Origin of the sequence: Nostoc sp. (assembly GCF_036916975.1) — a bacterium.
Taxonomy (GTDB): Bacteria; Cyanobacteriota; Cyanobacteriia; order Cyanobacteriales; family Nostocaceae; genus Nostoc.
Genome location: NZ_JBALFF010000057.1, coordinates 1 through 19467, shown reverse-complemented (window position 1 = coordinate 19467; position 19467 = coordinate 1). Strand labels below are relative to the sequence as shown.

Annotated in this window: 15 protein-coding genes; 9 read left to right on the top strand and 6 right to left on the bottom strand. The window is 43.0% G+C overall.

The features are described 5' to 3' along the window. Nucleotides 1-444 precede the first annotated feature (444 nt). The 4 genes from V7K73_RS13400 to V7K73_RS13385 all read right to left on the bottom strand — a co-directional run bounded on the left by V7K73_RS13400 (nt 445) and on the right by V7K73_RS13385 (nt 3300). On the bottom strand, nt 445-891 hold the full coding sequence (locus tag V7K73_RS13400; protein WP_334880666.1) for a hypothetical protein: 447 nt from the start codon (nt 889-891) through the stop codon (nt 445-447). 278 nt (nt 892-1169) lie between these two features. After that, complete coding sequence (locus tag V7K73_RS13395) at nt 1170-2132, bottom strand: aldo/keto reductase (RefSeq protein WP_334880664.1); 963 nt, start codon at nt 2130-2132, stop codon at nt 1170-1172. Nucleotides 2133-2376: 244 nt separating this feature from the next. Further along, nucleotides 2377-2682: a small RNA NsiR4-regulated ssr1528 family protein gene (locus tag V7K73_RS13390; protein WP_334880662.1), complete on the bottom strand. Its 306-nt coding sequence runs from the start codon at nt 2680-2682 to the stop codon at nt 2377-2379. A 363-nt stretch (nt 2683-3045) separates the two neighbouring features. Beyond that, nucleotides 3046-3300, bottom strand: a complete 255-nt coding sequence (locus V7K73_RS13385) for a hypothetical protein (protein ID WP_334880660.1) — start codon at nt 3298-3300, stop codon at nt 3046-3048. Nucleotides 3301-3884: 584 nt separating this feature from the next. Here V7K73_RS13385 and V7K73_RS13380 point away from each other — a divergent pair. After that, nucleotides 3885-4355: a hypothetical protein gene (locus V7K73_RS13380; protein ID WP_334880658.1), complete on the top strand. Its 471-nt coding sequence runs from the start codon at nt 3885-3887 to the stop codon at nt 4353-4355. Between the two features lie 106 nt (nt 4356-4461). On the opposite strand, the gene ppc is transcribed toward V7K73_RS13380, so the two are convergent. Beyond that, on the bottom strand, nt 4462-7542 hold the full coding sequence (ppc, locus tag V7K73_RS13375) for a phosphoenolpyruvate carboxylase (RefSeq protein ID WP_334880656.1): 3081 nt from the start codon (nt 7540-7542) through the stop codon (nt 4462-4464). Between the two features lie 102 nt (nt 7543-7644). Further along, nucleotides 7645-7881, bottom strand: coding sequence for a hypothetical protein (locus V7K73_RS13370; RefSeq protein WP_334880654.1), 237 nt, complete (start codon nt 7879-7881; stop codon nt 7645-7647). A 540-nt stretch (nt 7882-8421) separates the two neighbouring features. Between V7K73_RS13370 and V7K73_RS13365 the strand changes: the two genes are divergently transcribed. From V7K73_RS13365 to V7K73_RS13330, 8 genes are all read left to right on the top strand, one after another. Then, a complete protein-coding gene (locus V7K73_RS13365) occupies nt 8422-11430 on the top strand; it encodes a DUF1574 family protein (protein WP_334880653.1) in 3009 nt (1002 codons plus the stop codon). 87 nt (nt 11431-11517) lie between these two features. Beyond that, nucleotides 11518-13017 (top strand): MBOAT family O-acyltransferase, encoded by a 1500-nt coding sequence (locus V7K73_RS13360; RefSeq protein ID WP_334880652.1) that lies wholly within the window; start codon nt 11518-11520, stop codon nt 13015-13017. A 499-nt stretch (nt 13018-13516) separates the two neighbouring features. Further along, nucleotides 13517-14110 carry a PEP-CTERM sorting domain-containing protein gene (locus V7K73_RS13355; protein ID WP_334880650.1) on the top strand — a complete coding sequence of 198 codons (594 nt, stop codon included), beginning with the start codon at nt 13517-13519 and terminating at the stop codon, nt 14108-14110. A 309-nt stretch (nt 14111-14419) separates the two neighbouring features. Next, nucleotides 14420-15502 (top strand): photosystem II q(b) protein, encoded by a 1083-nt coding sequence (gene psbA, locus V7K73_RS13350; protein ID WP_334880648.1) that lies wholly within the window; start codon nt 14420-14422, stop codon nt 15500-15502. 98 nt (nt 15503-15600) lie between these two features. Next, nucleotides 15601-16293 (top strand): Uma2 family endonuclease, encoded by a 693-nt coding sequence (locus tag V7K73_RS13345; protein ID WP_334880647.1) that lies wholly within the window; start codon nt 15601-15603, stop codon nt 16291-16293. A 270-nt stretch (nt 16294-16563) separates the two neighbouring features. Then, nucleotides 16564-17955 (top strand): malic enzyme-like NAD(P)-binding protein, encoded by a 1392-nt coding sequence (locus V7K73_RS13340; RefSeq protein ID WP_334880645.1) that lies wholly within the window; start codon nt 16564-16566, stop codon nt 17953-17955. Between the two features lie 232 nt (nt 17956-18187). Further along, entirely contained in the window at nt 18188-18424 is a 237-nt protein-coding gene (locus tag V7K73_RS13335; RefSeq protein ID WP_334880643.1) for a hypothetical protein, read from the top strand. Nucleotides 18425-18548: 124 nt separating this feature from the next. Then, nucleotides 18549-19022 (top strand): hypothetical protein, encoded by a 474-nt coding sequence (locus V7K73_RS13330; protein WP_334880641.1) that lies wholly within the window; start codon nt 18549-18551, stop codon nt 19020-19022. The last annotated feature ends 445 nt before the right edge of the window (nt 19023-19467 follow it).

Genomic DNA, 19467 nt, shown 5'->3' with positions numbered 1-19467 from the left:
TTGAAACCTATAGTTCTTTGATGATCAAAAGGATTTGCCCTCATCCCTCAACCCCGAATCCCAGATTTGGGATTCGGGGAGCCAGAATTTCAAACTCCCTCTCAAGCATTTGCGAGAGGGATTTAGGGAGAGGGCGAAAACTACGGTTCTCAACTTAGGGACTTCCAAGAAATAAATTACTCAAATAAACGAACCACAGAGACACAGAGAACACAGAGGAATAAAGAGGAAAGAGTTTTTTCGCCAGTTTTTTGGGTATTTTTTTATTTGTCAGTCCCTTAGTAAGGTTTAACATGCAGATTAGAATCACAGCACAAAGTTTATAAATTAATTTGTGCGATAAATTTAGACTTTCTTAAATTATTTGTAAACAGCAAGATTCCCGACTTCTTAGAAAAGTCGGGAATCTAAGTCTTTCGATTTAAACCAAATCAAATAGGATTACTATTTACCAAAAGCATCCTTGATATTCTCAACAGTCCGTTCAACAACATTCTTTGTGTTGTCTACTGCTTCTTTAGTCCGAGCCGAATCTTCGTTTGCTCTTTTTTGAATTGTAGCCGCATCTTTCTTTGCTTTGCGCTCAACAAAACTACCATTGTCTGTTGCTTCATCGACTTTACTGGCATTGCTCTTTGCAGCTTCTTTAACTTTATCTGCCGTATCGTCGATGAAATTTTTGGCTCGTCCAGCATCTTTACTGGTTTTTTCTTGAACTTTATCGCCTGCGTCTGATGATGCGATCAAGGTTACAGTAGGAGCAGCCATTGCTGTAGTGTTCGAGAAAAATGCCCCTTGCCAAACGAAAGCGATCGCTAACATACAAAACAGTGTTGTAGCAATCCAGCGTTTTACCGGAGAAACCTGTTTTGTAACATAATTCAATTTCATAGAATACAATCTCATGTAACTTAGTATACTATTTCTACTTCATTTAGCTGATCAGCCATATCGATCCCTAGATAGAATTTTTTGCGTCATTAGTTATGGAATTCACTATTTTGATAGATTTAATTTTGAGTAAAATTTTTTTGTTGCTAATTTAAGGATCGAATTAAACAATTCACAAATTTTGAGCATGAGCGATCGCTGTTGAGTTAATTAACTGCAAAATTTTTTAGTGTTGTATCATAGTGTCAACTTATTTTAGACACAACACTAAAAAACCATCATGCTGACATCAATTGCTGGATGCGCTGTGGCTCCTCTCCTAGCCAATCTGGATTTTGGGCAGTGCTATCGAAAATTGATGAGGTTTTGAAAGGCTCAAACTCGCCGCGTGATGCCGATAAAGCGGTTTTTGCTAAAAGCGATCGCACTTGCTGGTCATTCATTGGCTGGAATGTCCGCACTGCTTCAAAAGCTTGCTCTAAAATCTCCATGCTGTCAATTCCGGTAATCACAACCGATGTGGGCAAATTCAAAGCATAGTGTAAACATTCAATTGGCGTTACAGTCTTTGACCGTAAAATAATACCGTTTGCCAAGCTTTTCATTCCCAGAACGCCGATGTTTTGTTTAACCAGTTCTGGCACAACCAGCTTTTCAAAGCTCCGGTAGTGGGCATCCATCACATTGAGCGGCATCTGCGCTGTATCAAATTTAAACCCGTTAGTGGCTGCAACTTCCAGCATGTGCAAATGAACATAGGGGTCTTTGTGACCAGTGAAGCCGATATATCGAAGTTTGCCAGCTTGTTTCGCCTCAATAAAGGCAGCATTCGCTCCTTCTTCGTCAAAAACTCGATGTGGGTCTTCGTGCCGAAGGATTTCGTGGTGCTGAACGAGATCGATGCAATCAACTTGTAGGCGTTGGAGCGATTCGTCTAGCTGTTTTGCTGCTGCTTTTTTAGAGCGACCATCGATTTTCGTCATCAGGAACACTTTATCTCGATAGCCATCGCGTAGGGCTTTTCCCATGCGAATCTCGCTGACTCCACCGTTGTAATCCCAACTGTTATCCATAAAGCTGATGCCACCATCGATGGCTGTTCTAACAATTCGGATACCCAGTTCCTCATCAACATGCTTTAAGGCGATATGCCAACCACCTAATCCAATCGCGGAAACTTTCTCTCCTGTACTGCCGAGGACTCGGTATTGCATTTCTGAATTTGATGTTGTTCCTGACATGTGTTCTCCAAGTCTATCAGCTATTACTTAAGTACATATAGCCATCTGCTAATTCAAACACAAGGCAGAGTTGAGAATATCTTGCTGAAGATACACTTTTCAACCCAATCAGAAAATTACTGAAGAAGCCAAAATACCGATGCAAATTTGGGATGTGTGAGATAAACAATTGAGGGCGCAGCATTGCTGTACCCTACAACATATTTGGTTCAAATAATTGAAAACTGTTGTAAAATATCAACAATTATTTACCACTATAGAAAAAAGCAATTTCTTTTTCTTTTAAGGGTGCGAAACCAGCATCTGCGAGTAATTGGTCTAGTTCTGGTTGGGGAATGTGTTTTGCACCAATTCGCACAATGCGCGATCGCATAGTATTAGATACGCCACTGCGCTGTCTATTGCCTTCTAGCGCCATAACTTTACCATAAAGTTCTAGCTTGGCAGGAGGAATCGGAGATCCATCAAAATCAATTCCCTGTGCGATCGCTTCATCAATAGCATCAGCACCTGTGGTAGTTTGATTTCCTGGGTTAGTTTCGGTAGGCATGGTGATTTACTCTTCTTCGTTATGGGTAGATTTTACCAGTCTTGCTGATACCAAACCTGGCTATTGGCTTTTTTGCAATTCTTTGCGCGAGAAATCTATCTTGATTAAGGGATTTTCAAGAAATAAATTATCCAATAAAACGAACCACAGAGGCGCAGAGGACACAGAGATAGGAAGAGGAAAGAGGATTGTTATATGAGATTTTTGGAGATTTTTAAATTTGGAAGTCCCTAAGTCTAATGATCGCAATCAAAAAACCTCTAAGAAGGTTTTACTAGGCAAAACCGTCCTTCTCTGAGTCGGAGAGGGGCAGACTTGAACTTTAGTTCAAGGCAGGGAGAGGTTCATCAAACTCACGCTAGACTAATCACGAGCTTGTCGGGTAACTAAACCACCAACAAACGCCCCTAAGATAGTGCCTGTCCAGAGTCCTGTTGTGCTACCTTGCCATATTGCTCCTGGTGTCATCCAAGCGTTGCACATTTCCTTGAAACCCCAAGGTTGGTTTTGACACTTTTGGCTATGCAGCATTATGGTAATTTGCCCACTGGTGTAAGCCCCAAAAAAACCTGCTGATAGCGCTAAAAAAGTGCAAACTAAAATTCTATTTTTAGTCATTTGTCATTCGTCTACTCATCCTCTTTATTCTGAAGAAATTCGCTCTCTTTGCAAGCTTCAAAGAAATTATCCTGCTAGTCCCTATGTTTTCCAGACGTATCTAAGCGGTTTCTTGACCTACATAGGGGAAGATGAAACTATTCAATAGTTTCGTCGGGACAGACTTTGAAATATGAAGAGCATAACCGCACCCCTTGCCGCGCTTCTCCTTTCTGTTGGCAACAAGGCGTTGCACCCGACCAGTTGTATACAAAGTCATGTTTAAATAGTTACTTTTGTCACTCATAGCCAATAGAAATATTTATGTAAAATTTATTATGTAAAATTTCTAAAACTGTATGCGCTCTTTACCCCGTATCGATTCGAGATACTGGTTTTGCCTTTGTGCCGCTAGCGTTTTCGGCACCAACACCGGTGACTTCGTTGGGGACGAACTACACTTCGGACACCTCTCAGGACTACCCTGGCTGGCTGGGCTATTCGCTCTAATCCTCCTACTCGATCGAATTGTCCGCCGACCCACACCACTGTGGTTCTGGTTTGCCATCATCACAGTTCGCACGGCAGCTACCAACGTCGGGGATATGTTCCATGATTGGCACATCGATTTCGCGGTCTCAATACCGGTGGTTCTTGCGCTCTTTGTTTGCGCGGTCTGGGTCTACCGCCGGTTTTTTGATGCGGTGACTACCTTGGGCGATACAGTCCGCGTAACACCGAGCTACTGGGTCTGTATGATGTTGGCTGGTGTCCTTGGTACCCTCGCGGGCGACTTCGCCTCCTTTCGGTTGCATCTCACGCCGCCAGGGGCCGCAGTGGTGGTAGGGGCGCTGGTGGCAATGACGCTCACAATAGGCCGACGGGGGCAAATTCTCACGCCTTCGCTCTACTGGATCACGGTGGCACTCATTCGCACGGCTGGCACTGCTGGCGGCGATGCCTTAGCCCACGCGTTGAGCCTGACATGGAGCACCTTGTTCACCGGTCTTGCTTTCCTGGTTCCCGTCATCGCGTTCTACGGAACCGGTCGGCTGACGGGACGGTTGAACAAGTAAAACGGGACGGACGCTCGCCGCCCGATGACTGAATCGATATTTGTCATTTGTTATTGGGGTAGAGGGGAAAAACTTACTGCCTCACTCCCTCGTCTCCCATTCCCAATCAACCTGTATTTCTCATCCCAGCTGCAATTCCATTAATAGTTAACAATGCTCCTCGCAGTAACTCGCCTTTGCTGTAACGAGAATGAATGACTCCAGAAGTAGCAGTAGTATTTAGCGACTGGCGTAAGCGCTTGAGGAGTGAAACTTGGATAAATCCCAAGGGTACAATTGTGCCATTGCGTAATTGTACAGATCGTTGTAAGACAGGATCGCCATCTAACAATCGATTGTGATCGGTGATTTTTAATACCAAATCCCTTGTGAGATAGAACTCGCTAGCAATTTGGTCAAAAACCTTGGCAAAACGAACTTTATCTTCTGGTTTTGATAATTCCTGGACATAGTGATGTGCCATTTGCATATCTACTTTTGCCAAGGTCATCTCAGCTTTAGAAATCACCATCTTGAAGAACGGCCACTTAACGTAAAAGTAACGCAGCAATTTCAAATGTTCTTCTGGTTCTTCGTTCAAGAATTCTTGTAAAGCTGTGCCAACGCCATACCAGGAAGGAAGTAAAAAGCGGGTTTGTGTCCAGCTAAATACCCAAGGAATAGCTCGCAGACTACTTAAATCTTTCTTTCCAGATGGACGGCGGGCTGGACGGGAACTAATTTGTAGCTGGCTAATTTCTTCAATTGGGGTTACTTCGTGGAAGAAGTCAACAAAATCAGGCTGTTCGTAGATTAAAGCCCGATAATGTTGACGCGATCGCGCTGCTAATTCTTCCATAATCTCATTCCAGGGTTCAATATCATCAAACCCTGTCCTCAATAAGCTAGCTTGAATTACAGCAGTGGTGATGGTTTCCATGTGGTATAATGCCAAGTCCAACAAGGAGTATTTAGAAGCCAAAACTTCTCCTTGTTCGGTAATCTTGATTCGCCCATTGATACTATGACCCGGTTGAGCCAAAATCGCCTCGTAAGCAGGGCCACCACCCCGTCCTACAGAACCGCCGCGTCCGTGGAAAATCCGCAAATTTATATCATAGTTTTCTGCTATTTGTTGCAGTGATTTTTGGGCTTTATGAATTTCCCAGTTGCTACTTAAAAAACCAGAGTCTTTGTTGCTATCAGAATACCCCAGCATTACTTCTTGTAAGTTCGGCGAGAGGGGGGCAGCAGGGGCAGGGGAGGCAGGGGGGGATGAATTTTCATCCACAACAGTTTCTGTTTTTGTTTGTTCGTAGCCGCCGGCTAATAAAGCCCGATATAACGGGAGTTCAAACAGGTTCCGCATGACGCTTCTAGAACGTTGTAAGTCCTCTACTGTCTCAAATAGGGGGACAACTTGAATTGTTCCGACAGCGATCGCGGGGTCAAAAAGTCTGGCTTCTTTGGCTAAAAGCAATACTTCTAGCACATCGCTTACGTCGCGGCACATGCTGATAATGTAAGTTTGGCAGATATTTAGACCAAATTCTTGTTGCAGCGATCGCACGATGCGAAAGGTTTCAATTACATCGTTGGTTTTTTCCGAAAATGGCAATTCTGCCGGAATTAACGGCCTCCGGGTTTGCAGTTCTCCTGTTAACCAAGCGACTCTTTGCTCCTCAGATAGTTCGTTGTAAGGTTGAGGTAATATTTGCAGGTATTCTAGGATCTCATTGAGCGCATCGGCATGGCGAGATGATTCTTGGCGAATATCTAGCTGTGTCAAGTTAAAACCAAAAATTTCTACCTGACAGATCAGATTTTCTAATTCTCGACAGCTTAAACCTGTTTCTGTCAAGTTGCGCTGAATCATCCGCAGTTCTGCTAAAAAATCGTCTCCTGAAAGATACAGGGGGCTATCTTGATTTTTTGGCGTTTCCCGATTGTACAAAGCTAGATTGCGATCGCGAGTATTTTCTAGACGTTTCAGCACATAAGCCAGTTTGAGCCGATATGGTTCTTGTCGATAACGCAGCGCCAGTGCGTCATATACCTCACTCAACTGGGACTGATCCAACTCTAGAGATTCCAGTAAATCTGGTAAAACATCACTCCAGTGCATCGACACACTCAACAATTCAATCAGATTTTTCACTGACTGAATATATCTTCCTAGCACCATTTTGCGCTGATAGCAAGCTGTCTGCCAGGTAATTTCGGGTGTGACTGATGGGTTCCCATCCCTGTCTGAACCTACCCAGGAACCGAAAGAGCAAAAGTTTTTACTCGGTGGTTCTAGCCAAGGAAAGGTACTAGATAGGGTGTGCTTGAAACGTTTATAAAGTTGAGGAATGCCATCAAATAAAACTTCTTGAAAATAGTGTAGGGCATAATCTACTTCATCTAGCACTGTGGGTTTGAACTGGTGAAGTTCGTCGGTGCGCCACCACAGGCGAATTTCTTCAAGCAATTGTTCGCGCACATCTGCTGCTTCCCAAGGATATGCTCCCGGTGTAGTCCCGGTATGATTTTCCAAAGCATCCAGTTTTTGTAAAAGTTGTACCACCTGTCGCTGCTTATCCCGGATGGTATGACGAACAATTTCCGTCGGGTGCGCTGTGAAAACTAAGCGTACATCCAGATGATTAATTAGACGTTGAATTTGCTGAGGTGGTACATTCAGTTTGAATAAATAGGGAAACAAGGCAGCGAAAGTACCTTTTGGTTTGACTGGCGCTTTTTCTTGATAATTCTTTCTCAAAAACTCTGCTGCGATTCCCTTGCTAACAGGCGCGTCATCTTCTCTTTGATTCGACGAATAGTTGACATTGGCTAGTGTTTGTGCATCTGTAAACTCTGTTTCTGCTTCATAGCGACTCAATTGCTGCCGTTGTTCGTATTCCTGCTCTATGATATTAATCAACTGAAAATACAGAGCGAAAGCACGAGCCGCACGAATTGCTTCGTTAATATTTAGTTGTTCAATTAATTTGACGGCAGAAGATGCTTGGTCATTTGTTGCTTGTCCTTCTGGTGAACATAAATCGCGCAACTCCCGCAGCAAGTCTACCATGTTTTGACCGCATTCTTGCCGGAGAACTGACTCCCACAATTCTTCCACTACCTGGAGACGATGACGCAAAAATAATTCCGACACCGGGTATATATCCGCAGTTTGAGACGAAGAGTATAAAAGGGAACCCATATTCTCTATTGTTGTAAAGCTAATTACTGTTTACGCTGCTAGGTTGTGCAATTAATGCTCACCAGGTTGTTCCTGAGCAAATAATTATTTGGTGTATATTTTCTAAGTTTGATTAATTTCGCTATCCTCTGGGAAGTCGAGATTGGGTAAGCGATCGCCTCGCAACAATTCTTCACTGGCTTCCCCTATGGCTTCTAGTGCTTTTACTGTAGTTTTTCCGGTAATGAGCAGCAGTAATATAGACGCTGTACCTATTTGTAAAAGCAAAGATTGGGGAATGCTAAAGAAATCCAGATTGGATGCGGGGTTAGTTGAGGGTTGTTGATTGGCAGGAGGCATTGCTAATCCTTGGTTATGGGAATATGAGTTGAAAGGAGGTAGGAGTTAGTTAGGAGTTAGGAGTTAGGAGTTAGGAGTTAGTTAGGAGTTAGGAGGTAGGAGTTAGGAGTTATGATTACTCCAAAGATCATCAAGAGACGGAGTTTAAATGAGATAAGCTTGTTGTTTGTTTAGCCCATTAGGGGCGTTAGGGCAGTGGGACGCAAGTTTAGCTTTAAAGGACAAGTCATCAGCCAGTCATATAGAATTATTCTGACTCCTAACTCCTAACTCCTAACTCCTAACTCCTAACTCCTAACTAACTCCTAACTAACTCTTAACTCCTAACTTCTTAATTCTGACTCCCTATTAGTAAAATAAACGCAAAACTCAACATTAGTCTGACTTGCAACCTATACAAGACTATCTTGGCCGATTTTATGAGCTACGAAGGTAACAAAATTGTTAAAAAAAAACGTCAGAGTGTGGTAGACCTATGCTTCTAGTTTACAAGTGCAGGCACTATCCCCCAACAATCGCTTCCTGTAAAGTTAACTGAGCATGAAAACAGTATTACCAGATCGCCAGCAATCCTTAGTGCAGTGGGTAAGCCAAGCAACAGGGATCAACACTTTCGGGGTGAAAGTCCGGTTACGAGGAAATAACCTTCATATTCTTTGTGAAGGTACAGAATGTCCAGAGCGTTGGCGCACTTTGTCTGACTTGCTGCAAGCACTACATCAGACAGACTTGGATATTCTCACCAGCGACGAACAACCCTCAATATATCAAGTATTTGTCTATGGCCGAAGAAAAGGGGAACAGCGCCCCAAATGGTGCCATCGGGTTTACTTAAATCAAATAGATAAGCATCTGGAGCAGGTACAAGCGCTGCTAGAGGATTCGGAAAAATCAAAACAATCGCCTGGAGCGCTGATTGTCTCTAACGAAAGTTTGGCACGCCAAGGGAACCCAGAAGCGATCGCTCGATATCTGAGCGAAACTCTGAGTACGTTAGGTGTATCAGTACAGGCAAAGATTAAGCCATATAAGCCAAAGAACTCTCAGCCAGAAGAAGATCGCCTGTGGATATTTTGCCAGTCGAGCTATAGCCCCGATGCATCATTGCTTGCTGAACCAATAGCACAAAAGTTGCGTTATCTCAAGCTCACCGGCTACCAAGATGCAATAATTGTTTCCCAGGTGAGCGGCGAAACTGCCCCTGATTGGCTGCTACGGGTGGATTTGACTCCACCAGAGGTAATGCTGAAGGAGTGGGCGCGTTGGGGGGATATACAAGCGATCGCGCGATTATTAACTGAGGTATTGTCAGGCTTAAAAGTTGCTGTCCAAGCTTTTCTGAAAGAATCAACGCTACATATCTTTTGTAGCCCAGCTTTTGATCCTTTAGGAAGTGCGCCAATCCCCGCCAAGGAAGTGTGCTTAGAGGCGATTTTACCGCAGCTAGAAGCGATCGCACCTCAAGGCATTCTCGCCGCCACCATATACGGACAAAAAGCAGGCGACAATGAACCAACTTGGATTGATTGGGTAGCTTTACCTGCAACAAAATATCCCGCCTTTGCCACATCACCCCTAGATTTGGCGAATACTGGCGATGAACCAGCGATCATATTTTTACTGGAACGTTTACTCAATCATGACCTAGATTGGCGTTTATTGACAGGCGGAGTTCGCGTCCTTCTGCTGAACAAAAATGATTTATTGCACATCATGTGTGATGCACCTGTTTGTCCAGGGCGTCAACAAGTAGCAACTAAAGTTACCCAGTTTATCCGCCAGTTAAAAATTCCCGGTATTATGGGGGTACGTGTCTACGGTCGCCGCGCTGGGAATAAAGAACCTTTTTGGAATTATGGCGTTGATCTTGAGCATCGCCAACGTTTAGTACCAGAAGCAACTCCAGAATTTGCTGCTACTTCTAAATATGTTAACGATCTAGTAACTTCTGAGACTAGTGAGCCAATTTTGCGCCCCGACTTAACCACAGAAGAAGTTCAAACTTTTGTCACAGAAGTTGCGCGAAATTGGCTGACAACGGCAAGTGCAACCGCGAAAAAATTCCTGTTACAAAGCCAGCTATTTATCGAAAGCAATCAGTCAGCAGAACAAAGCCCTAATGTTCAAGGACTTAAGGTTGCTTTAGTGTGGGGGACACTGGGATTATTACTTACCCTTCAAACTGATTGGGTGTTGGGTCGAATTATTGCAAGTACTACGTCAACACCAAAATTAGCCAGTGTCTTGCCTTCATCATCTTCTGATCAAAAAGCATCTTTGATATCTGGGAAAACTCAGAGTGAGAAAACAACATTTTTTACCAGCACTACCCAAACAAAATCTTCTCCAAATCAGAGTTCTGTATTTAATGCTTCGGAATTTACCCAAAGTGATAATACCCCGACAAATAATTTGGCAGCCGCACCACTGAAAGAAAAAGCAACCGCTACCGCTATTCTTTTAGCAGCGCGATCGCAAATGCCAAGTTTCAATGTCAGACAATTAGACGAGCAACTAGCACTCTATAAACAGCGTTTGGCTAGAACTGGTAATCCGCCAGATGTGTTGATTATTGGCTCCTCCCGCGCCCTCAGGGGAATAGATCCAGCAGCACTTTCTAAAGCTTTAGCGAATCAAGGCTATCCAAATCTTGATGTATTTAACTTTGGAATCAACGGTGCCACCGCACAAGTTGTAGACTTTGTGATTCGCCAGGTACTAGAACCATCAGAACTGCCTAAAATAATTATCTGGGCAGATGGGGCCCGTGCTTTCAACGGTGGACGTGAGGATATTACTTTTAAATCCATCGCTGCATCGGCTGGTTATAAACAAGCATTCCAAAAAGTCGCAACAACTGCCAATAGCAGCGATTTGCCTGAAAATAAGGTAAATTCGCCAGAAGAAAAGATCAAAGAAGAAAAACCGGAAGTTAGCGCCTATCAAGCTGTCAATCAGTCATTAAATCAGGTTCTAGCATCTCTTTCTAGTACCTATCCAAACCGCGACCAAATTAAAAGTTTACTGCAAAAACAACTGCTTATACTTGGTAACAATCAGACAGTTGCATCGCAAAAACAGCTAACAGATGGTACTTCAGATGAAAGTACTTCCCAGCAAGCAGTTGATTTTGATGGCTTTCTACCTTTGTCAATTCGCTTCAATCCTGCTAGATACTATCAAAAACATTCTAGAGTTCCGGGGAATTACGACAACGACTATAAATCTTTCCAAATAGAAGGAGAGCAAGATGCTGCTATTCAAGAAGTGCTTCAGTTTACCCAGTCTCATAAAATTTCCTTAGTGTTTGTCAACATGCCTCTGACAGAAGATTATTTAGATCCAGTGCGTAAACAACATGAGCAACAATTTCAGCAATATATGCTGCATCTAGCTACTAATCCCAACTTTATTTATCGAGATTTGAGTCAACAGTGGCCAAAATCAAATGACTACTTTTCTGATCCTAGCCACCTCAACCGCTTTGGAGCATACGAAGTTTCCAAAAAGCTGGCTAACGATCCGATGATTCCCTGGCCAGTGAAGTAGGGGAATGGGGAGTGGGGAGTGGGGAAGCAGGGGAAGAATTATTGATTAATGCCCAATGACCAATGACAAATGACAAATGACTAAAAAATGAATTTTATATCAATTTTTTATGGGCTGTTCTTGTTGAGTGTGCTAGGAATTTATTGGTCTTTAGCACAACAGAAATTGCGATTGTGGACGCTGCTAATTGCTAGCTTGGTTTTCTACGCATCTTTGCAGATGCAGTACATACCATTACTATTAGCATTGACGTATATTAATTTCCGTGTGGGGCTAGAGATTGGGAAAAATACCTCGCCAGGAAAACATTCTCTTGACTGGCAAATTTCTAATGAAGAGTGGCAATTTGCCCAAGGTGACTGGAATCGTCGTCGTTTAAAAGTTTTGTGGATAGGGATAGTTTTAAATGTTTTACTGTTATTAGGTTATAAGTATTTTACCCCTTTATTCAAATTTGTTTTTCATGTACAAACAAACTCACCAGATAGTTCTTTTAAATTAATTGCACCCTTGGGAATTTCCTTTTTTACCTTTGAATGTATTGCCTATTTAATAGATGTCTATCGTGGTGCCCCTGCTACTGAGCAGTTTCTCAATTTTGCTACCTACAAATTATTCTTCGTCAAACTGATTTCAGGGCCGATTACGCGCTACCACAACTTAGCAAATCAATTCAATACACTAGAATTACCCAATAGCGATAGAGTCGCCCAGGCGCTGTGGTTGATTGCTAGAGGCGCAGTCAAAAAAGGTATTTTTGCAGACCACCTTGGTATTTTCGTCGATTTATGTTTTGGTAATCTACAACGGGCGGGTAGTACCGATCTCTGGTTGGCTACATTTGCCTACGGTTTGCAATTATATCTAGATTTCAACGGTTACGTAGATATTGCCCGTGGTAGTGCTATGCTTTTCGGCTTGGTTCTACCTGAGAATTTCGATTTTCCCTACTTCAGCACCAGTATTGCCGAATTTTGGCGGCGCTGGCATATCACTCTAGGAGATTGGCTACGTAACTATATCTACTTTCCTTTAGGCGGTTCCCGTCGGGGTTTAGTCCGTACCTGCGGGAATTTATTTATTGTGATGCTAATTGCTGGTATCTGGCACGGTGCTGCCTTGGGTTATGTCGTTTGGGGGATATACCACGGGTTAGCCTTGGTGGTTCATCGACTTACACATGTGATGAGCGATCGCTTTGAAAAACTAGAACAATTCTGGCAAAATCCTCTGGGTATCTTTGTCGCTTGGTTATTAACTCAACTGATGGTTTTTACCTCTTGGATTTGGTTTCGCTTACCTAACCTCCAAGACTCTTCTTTAGTAATTCGTCATCTTTGGGGTTATCCGGCTGATGCCCAGTTTGCCCAAAAAGTCTATGTAGAAGCCTTAAATATCAGTCAATACCAACTTGCTTGGGTACTTGTAGCTATAGCTGCCCTTATGGCTGTAGTCTATACCTTCAACCGAATACTGAAGTTAGAGTTGAACTGGCCACTTAAGCTTGTCTTCGTTCCCCTATGTTTTTACGCTGTTTGGTTATTAGCTCCTGAAGGCAGTTTGCCCTACATCTACTTTGATTTTTGATAAAACTAGGACTTACGCAAAAACTCTCTCAAACTCTTATTCCTCTGTGTTCTCTGCGTCCTCTGCGGTTCGTTTTTTTGTCATTTTGCGTAAGTCCTAAAAACATAAGACAACTTACAACTTATTATTTCTTTACAAATCAACAAAACTTAAAACTTTTGCAATCGGCTATTTGTAAAGGAATGTAAAGGCAAATAATTAGTGTGATCAATTCAACCAGATTAGGACTTACGCTTTCAAGGCACTGAAAGCCTTGATTTCTCGTAGGGGCAATTCATGAATTGCCCCTACATTTCGTACTTGATGCGTAAGTCCTACAGATAACAGAATTATCCTATCTTTAGGTATACAACCTGATTGCTCGTCTTTACATTTACTTTATAAATAGCCTCTTAATGTTAGTACTTATTTATAATTGAAGCCAAGTTTTCCGTGTTCTAATTCTAAAAGTAGCTTTCCCTGTCTAACCTTTTACTCACAAAGGATATTTTTTATCAACATGAAAAGCAACATCAAGAAAAGTACCCTTAAGCTTTTAGCTACGGTAACTGGAGTAGTCTTAACGACCGGACTAACTGTTGATGGTTCCACTAACCCTGTTCAGGCTGCCGAGTTTAACTATTCTTACTCTGGTAACGGAGTTGAAGCTAGTGGAGTCTTAACAACCACTGACAGCAGGGATGCAAATGGGTACTTAACAATCACGGGTATCACAGGACAGCGAAATGGTGCGACAATTACGGCACTACTACCTCCTGGTAGTTTTCCAAATGATGTTCCGCCGTTCGGAGTGCCTAACGATAATCTCTTCTCCTCAACACAACCATTCCTTACCTTCAATGGTTTTTCTTACTTAGTTGGTGCTAAACCTGAAAACGTCTTTTATTATCAGGATGCAGGGATGTATGCAGAAACTGACGATCCGAATGGTGCTCCAGTTAATTACAGATTATTGACTAAATTTGATGTTCAGCCTGTACCCGAACCTTCTACTGTGGGTGGTTTGAGCGTGGTTCTTCTGGGCGGCATCTGGCTGCTAAAGAAAAAATCTGCTACTAGTGCCAAGCATCAACTTGCTGAAAAAGCAGGCTGATCCTTAACACTACCTAGAACCCCCATTCGGGCTGGAGTTGATAATTGATTCCAGTCCAAAGCCGACTGAATCGTGGTTAAGAGAGCTATCAAAGTCATTTTTTTCATCAATAAAACCTGAAATCATGACTTTTATGATTATTATTTCATAGTAGGAAAACTTTACAGTTCGATGAGCTTTTTAAAGTATTTTGTTACAGAATATTAAGTCAGGGATCGCGTCAAAGTAAATTCATGTAGAGTATATTTCAACAGGCGAAAACAAAATTTGCTTGTTCTATATTTAACAACTCATAGCAATCATAAAACCATGACCACAACCTTACAACGGCGCTCTGACGCTAACGTATGGGATCGCTTTTGCGAGTGGATCACCAGTACCGACAACCGTATATATATCGGTTGGTTTGGTGTACTCATGATCCCAACCCTGCTAGCAGCTACTGTTTGCTTCGTAATCGCCTTCATCGCAGCACCTCCAGTAGACATCGACGGTATCCGCGAACCCGTTGCAGGTTCCTTGATTTACGGAAACAACATCATCTCTGGTGCAGTTGTTCCTTCTTCCAACGCTATCGGCTTGCACTTCTACCCAATATGGGAAGCTGCTTCCTTAGATGAGTGGTTGTACAACGGCGGTCCTTACCAATTGGTAGTTTTCCACTTCTTGATCGGTTGCGCTTGCTACCTGGGTCGTCAGTGGGAACTTTCTTACCGCTTAGGTATGCGTCCTTGGATTTGCGTAGCTTACAGCGCACCTTTGGCTTCTGCTACCGCAGTATTCTTGATCTACCCAATCGGTCAAGGTTCATTCTCTGATGGTATGCCTTTGGGAATAAGCGGAACCTTCAACTTCATGATTGTGTTCCAAGCAGAACATAACATCTTGATGCACCCCTTCCACATGTTAGGTGTGGCTGGTGTATTCGGCGGAAGCTTGTTCTCTGCAATGCACGGTTCTCTAGTAACTTCTTCTTTGGTGCGTGAAACCACCGAAACTGAGTCCCTTAACTACGGTTACAAATTCGGTCAAGAAGAAGAAACCTACAACATCGTTGCAGCCCACGGCTACTTCGGTCGTTTAATCTTCCAATACGCTTCTTTCAACAACAGCCGTTCACTGCACTTCTTCTTAGCAGCTTGGCCTGTCGTCGGTATCTGGTTCACCGCTTTGGGTATCAGCACGATGGCATTCAACCTGAACGGTTTCAACTTCAACCAATCAGTAATTGATTCTCAAGGTCGCGTCATCAGCACCTGGGCAGACGTAATCAACCGCGCTAACTTGGGTATGGAAGTAATGCACGAGCGTAACGCTCACAACTTCCCCCTAGATTTAGCTGCTGGTGAAGTTACTCCTGTCGCAATGAGCGCTCCTGCTATCAACGGTTAATTCTGAAGATTTAACTAAATAAAAAGCGCCCTCCAGAAATGGGGGGCGCTTTTTTTGTTAGATTCAAGCTACAACTCCTACGGATGAGAAATCAGGTAATGGCTGCTTCTGTGGAACATGGCTTAAATAATAGCGCTTTTATTCCTCCTTTAGAAAGTGGCGATCGCTTAACCCGCCACGAATTCGAGCGTCGATATACAGCAATGCCCAATAAAAAAGCCGAATTAATCGAAGGAGTCGTTTACGTGGCATCACCACTGCGTTTTAGAAGTCATGGTCAAGCTCATGGACAGTTAATTACCTGGTTAGGAGTTTATCAAGTTTGCACTCCAGGTTTAGCGCTAGCTGACAATGCTACCGTGCGCTTAGATTTAGACAATGAACCACAGCCTGATGTTTTGCTGTTGATAGATAAACCAGCCAGAGGACAAGCGCAAATCAGCGAAGATGATTACGTAGAAGGCGCACCGGAATTAGTAGCAGAAGTAGCAGCCAGTAGTGCATCGATTGATTTGTACGACAAAAAATGCGCCTACCGCCGCAACGGAGTGCAGGAATACATTGTCTGGCAGACTTTAGAGAATAAACTTGACTGGTTCTGTTTGCAAGATGGTGAATATTTACCACTTGTGGCAGATGCAGATGGTGTGATAAAAAGTAATATATTTCCAGGTTTGTGGTTAGCTGTAACCTCACTCCTTACAGGGGACATGACGACAGTTTTAGCAGTGCTGCAACAAGGGTTAAATTCCAAAAAACACACGGAGTTTATTGAACGCTTATATGAGTAAGAATTAATACAAATAGCTCTTAAAAATACAAATATATTAAAAAAATATGTGGTGTATTTGGGTACAATTACTAAATTGTTACTCATTTATATTACTAAATGCACTGGTATAAATAAAAATAATTATTAAAATTGTGAGCAGTGAGTAAACTAACTACTGACGGTTATCCCAAGAGTTTATATTCATTGTGTTTCCATTGACTACAAATCTGAGATTTTAGTTTTTGTCTCAATTCAATATAAAATCTAAAACTTAAAATCCAAAATCAACATGGCAGACCTAACTCCTAATTCTAGTTTTAGTTTGACACTGCGTTTACAAATTCCCAATCGTGTAGGAATGTTAGCATCGGTAACCCAAGCGATCGCAACCTGTGGCGGTAATCTCGGTCAAATTGATTTAATCGAGCAAACCCGCAAAGAATCTACCCGCGATCTGACTGTGGATGCTGCTAGTACCGAACACGCTGAAACCATTGTGCAAGCAGTCAAAGCATTGCCAGACATCAAATTACTCAGCGTCTACGATCGCACCTTTAATTTGCATCGTGGTGGCAAAATCAGCATTACCAGCAGAATTCCCTTAAGAAGTGTGTCTGATTTAGCAATGGCTTACACACCCGGAGTCGGTCGAATTTGTACAGCGATCGCTCAAGATCCAGAAGAAGTTTACAAATTAACCATCAAACAAAACACTGTCGCCATTGTTACCGATGGTAGTGCCGTTTTGGGGTTGGGAAATCTCGGACCAGCAGCAGCCTTACCAGTCATGGAAGGTAAAGCAATGCTGTTTAAGGAATTTGCGGGGCTTGATGCTTTTCCGATTTGTCTGGCCACCCAAGATACAGAAGAAATTATCCAAACAGTCAAGAATATCGCGCCAGTTTTTGGGGGTGTGAATTTAGAGGATATCGCTGCACCTCGCTGCTTTGAAATTGAAAGAAGATTGCGCGAAGAGTTAGATATCCCCGTTTTTCACGATGACCAGCATGGTACAGCAATTGTCACCTTGGCAGCATTGTTTAATTCCCTAAAACTGGTACATAAATCCTTAGCAGAAATCAAGATTGTGATTAACGGTGCTGGGGCGGCGGGAGTAGCGATCGCTCGGTTACTCCGTAAAGCTGGGGCAGAAAAAATCTGGATGTGCGACTCTAAAGGGATTATCTCTACCAGTCGCAGCGATTTAACAGAAGAAAAACTTGAATTTGCCGTGAAAGCGCAGGGTACATTAGCGGGTGCAATGCAAGGGGCAGATGTGTTTATTGGAGTCAGCGCACCAGGAGTTTTGACACCAGAAATGGTGCAATCGATGGCGAAAGATCCAATTGTGTTTGCAATGGCAAATCCGATTCCAGAGATTCAGCCAGAATTAATCAGTAAAGATGTAGCTGTGATCGCTACCGGTCGCAGTGATTACCCGAATCAAATCAATAACGTTTTAGCTTTTCCTGGGGTATTCCGTGGTGCTTTAGATTGTCGGGCCCATACAATTACCATCAAAATGTACCTAGAAGCCGCAAATGCGATCGCTTCTTTAGTTAAGCCTTCAGACTTAGATCGGGAACATATTATCCCTTCCGTCTTTGATGAGCGCGTCGTTACTGCTGTTGCTGCTGCTGTACAACAAGCAGCGCGTCAAGAAGGTATCGCTCGGAATTAATTAAAAGAATAATTCTTGTAAGATGCACAAAAGTCTGAGCGCTGAAAGCCAGCGTTCAGAACTTTAAATTATTTCGGGAGCATCCCAATTTCGCACTGCCGATTCTCGACAGTTTGATTGAGTCACAAGTAAATCAACCCCAACACCGCCCGCATCAGCTATTCCTCACCGGATTCAAGGGTGGGGCAATACACCAGAGCAATTTGCCCAAGGTAAATCAGGTGAAAAGCTGTTGACGGCTGCACAAGCTTGGTCAGCATCCCTTGGGAGAGATGCAAAGGCTGATGAGGCGATCGCTCGTTATGTAGGTATGCCAGTCAACGAGCCCCACACAGACTTACCTATTTTAGTCCGAGATGATGTAGTGTTCATTTTGGATCGACATCCTGAAGCAATCACTTGGCATTACATAGTTAGGAGCGATCGCCGATTTTGGATTTTGGATTTTGGATTGTTATCGCGTCCCTGAATCTAAAATCCAAAATTCAAAATCCAAAATTATTTGACGATGACCAGCTATGCTCTGCGAATGGAAATTTGAGTTGTATATGTGGGAACTCTAGATTTAATAAACTTCCTGGAGAGTGATTTCTATGTCTACGACCCCAATTAGTGCAACATTGGCACAAACAGACAGAGAAGCTGTGTTGCAAGCCATTAGCACCATTAAAGAAAAGCTACCATTTTTAGTTGATTTGAGTTCCGACGATCGCAAGTCTTTACCCAAGATGGGAGATAAGAGTCGGGCGTTTGTAAGCAAAGCATTAGAGGTGGCGGCGCAGAATCCAGAGTTTTTACCGCGATCGTTCGACTTGGAAGAAATGCGGAAGGATGTGCAATTATTTGAGGCGTTGTATCCGGTGTTGTTGTCGTTGACGCAGTTACAAGAGTTGGTAGATGATACATCTCTTGCAGTCGGTAGTGAAGCTTATGCAGCCGCGTTGCAGGTGTATAACTACGCTAAAGCCAGTGGACAAGGCGCGGGTTTAGATGCAGTGGTTGTGGAAATGGGACAGCGATTTGCTCGTAAATCTGGGAAATCCAAGTCTCAAAAAGCAGCATTGTAGAAAATAGCTCAGTGCTTGCACTTAAAAGGTGCAAAATTGAAGCTCATAATTTAAATGTTGGAGTTAAAAGCACGACATTTCGAGTTCTGAGCTTCATTTTTTTAGTTCAGAGGCTCAACGTTCGAGTAAAAAGGTCGGACTTCCGAGTTCAGAGGCTCAACGTTCGAGTAAAAAGGTCGGGCTTCCGAGTTCAGAGGCTCAATGGTCGAGCAAAAAGGTGTAAGTTCCGAGTTCAGAGGTTGAAAGTTGAGATTTTGAGAGCGATCATGTTCTAATTTCCATCATTCAACCTAAAATCCTCAAGTTTCAGCCTCAGAACTCGAAACTTCCCCTTCTGAACTCGAAACTTCGACCTCATAACTTGAACATCCGAGCAAAAAGCTTGAAACTTCCCCTTCTGAACTCGAAATTTCGACCTCATAACTTGAACATCCGAGCAAAAAGC

Excerpts from the sequence above, each read along its gene's own strand:
- V7K73_RS13380 (WP_334880658.1), top strand. The coding sequence starts at position 3,885 with ATGTTCCATGATTGGCACATCGATTTCGCGGTCTCAATACCGGTGGTT.
- V7K73_RS13355 (WP_334880650.1), top strand. The coding sequence starts at position 13,517 with ATGAAAAGCAACATCAAGAAAAGTACCCTTAAGCTTTTAGCTACGGTA.
- V7K73_RS13400 (WP_334880666.1), bottom strand. The coding sequence starts at position 891 with ATGAAATTGAATTATGTTACAAAACAGGTTTCTCCGGTAAAACGCTGG.
- V7K73_RS13340 (WP_334880645.1), top strand. The coding sequence starts at position 16,564 with ATGGCAGACCTAACTCCTAATTCTAGTTTTAGTTTGACACTGCGTTTA.
- V7K73_RS13360 (WP_334880652.1), top strand. The coding sequence starts at position 11,518 with ATGAATTTTATATCAATTTTTTATGGGCTGTTCTTGTTGAGTGTGCTA.
- V7K73_RS13330 (WP_334880641.1), top strand. The coding sequence starts at position 18,549 with ATGTCTACGACCCCAATTAGTGCAACATTGGCACAAACAGACAGAGAA.
- V7K73_RS13365 (WP_334880653.1), top strand. The coding sequence starts at position 8,422 with ATGAAAACAGTATTACCAGATCGCCAGCAATCCTTAGTGCAGTGGGTA.
- V7K73_RS13390 (WP_334880662.1), bottom strand. The coding sequence starts at position 2,682 with ATGCCTACCGAAACTAACCCAGGAAATCAAACTACCACAGGTGCTGAT.
- V7K73_RS13345 (WP_334880647.1), top strand. The coding sequence starts at position 15,601 with ATGGCTGCTTCTGTGGAACATGGCTTAAATAATAGCGCTTTTATTCCT.
- V7K73_RS13385 (WP_334880660.1), bottom strand. The coding sequence starts at position 3,300 with ATGACTAAAAATAGAATTTTAGTTTGCACTTTTTTAGCGCTATCAGCA.
- V7K73_RS13370 (WP_334880654.1), bottom strand. The coding sequence starts at position 7,881 with ATGCCTCCTGCCAATCAACAACCCTCAACTAACCCCGCATCCAATCTG.
- ppc (WP_334880656.1), bottom strand. The coding sequence starts at position 7,542 with ATGGGTTCCCTTTTATACTCTTCGTCTCAAACTGCGGATATATACCCG.
- psbA (WP_334880648.1), top strand. The coding sequence starts at position 14,420 with ATGACCACAACCTTACAACGGCGCTCTGACGCTAACGTATGGGATCGC.
- V7K73_RS13395 (WP_334880664.1), bottom strand. The coding sequence starts at position 2,132 with ATGTCAGGAACAACATCAAATTCAGAAATGCAATACCGAGTCCTCGGC.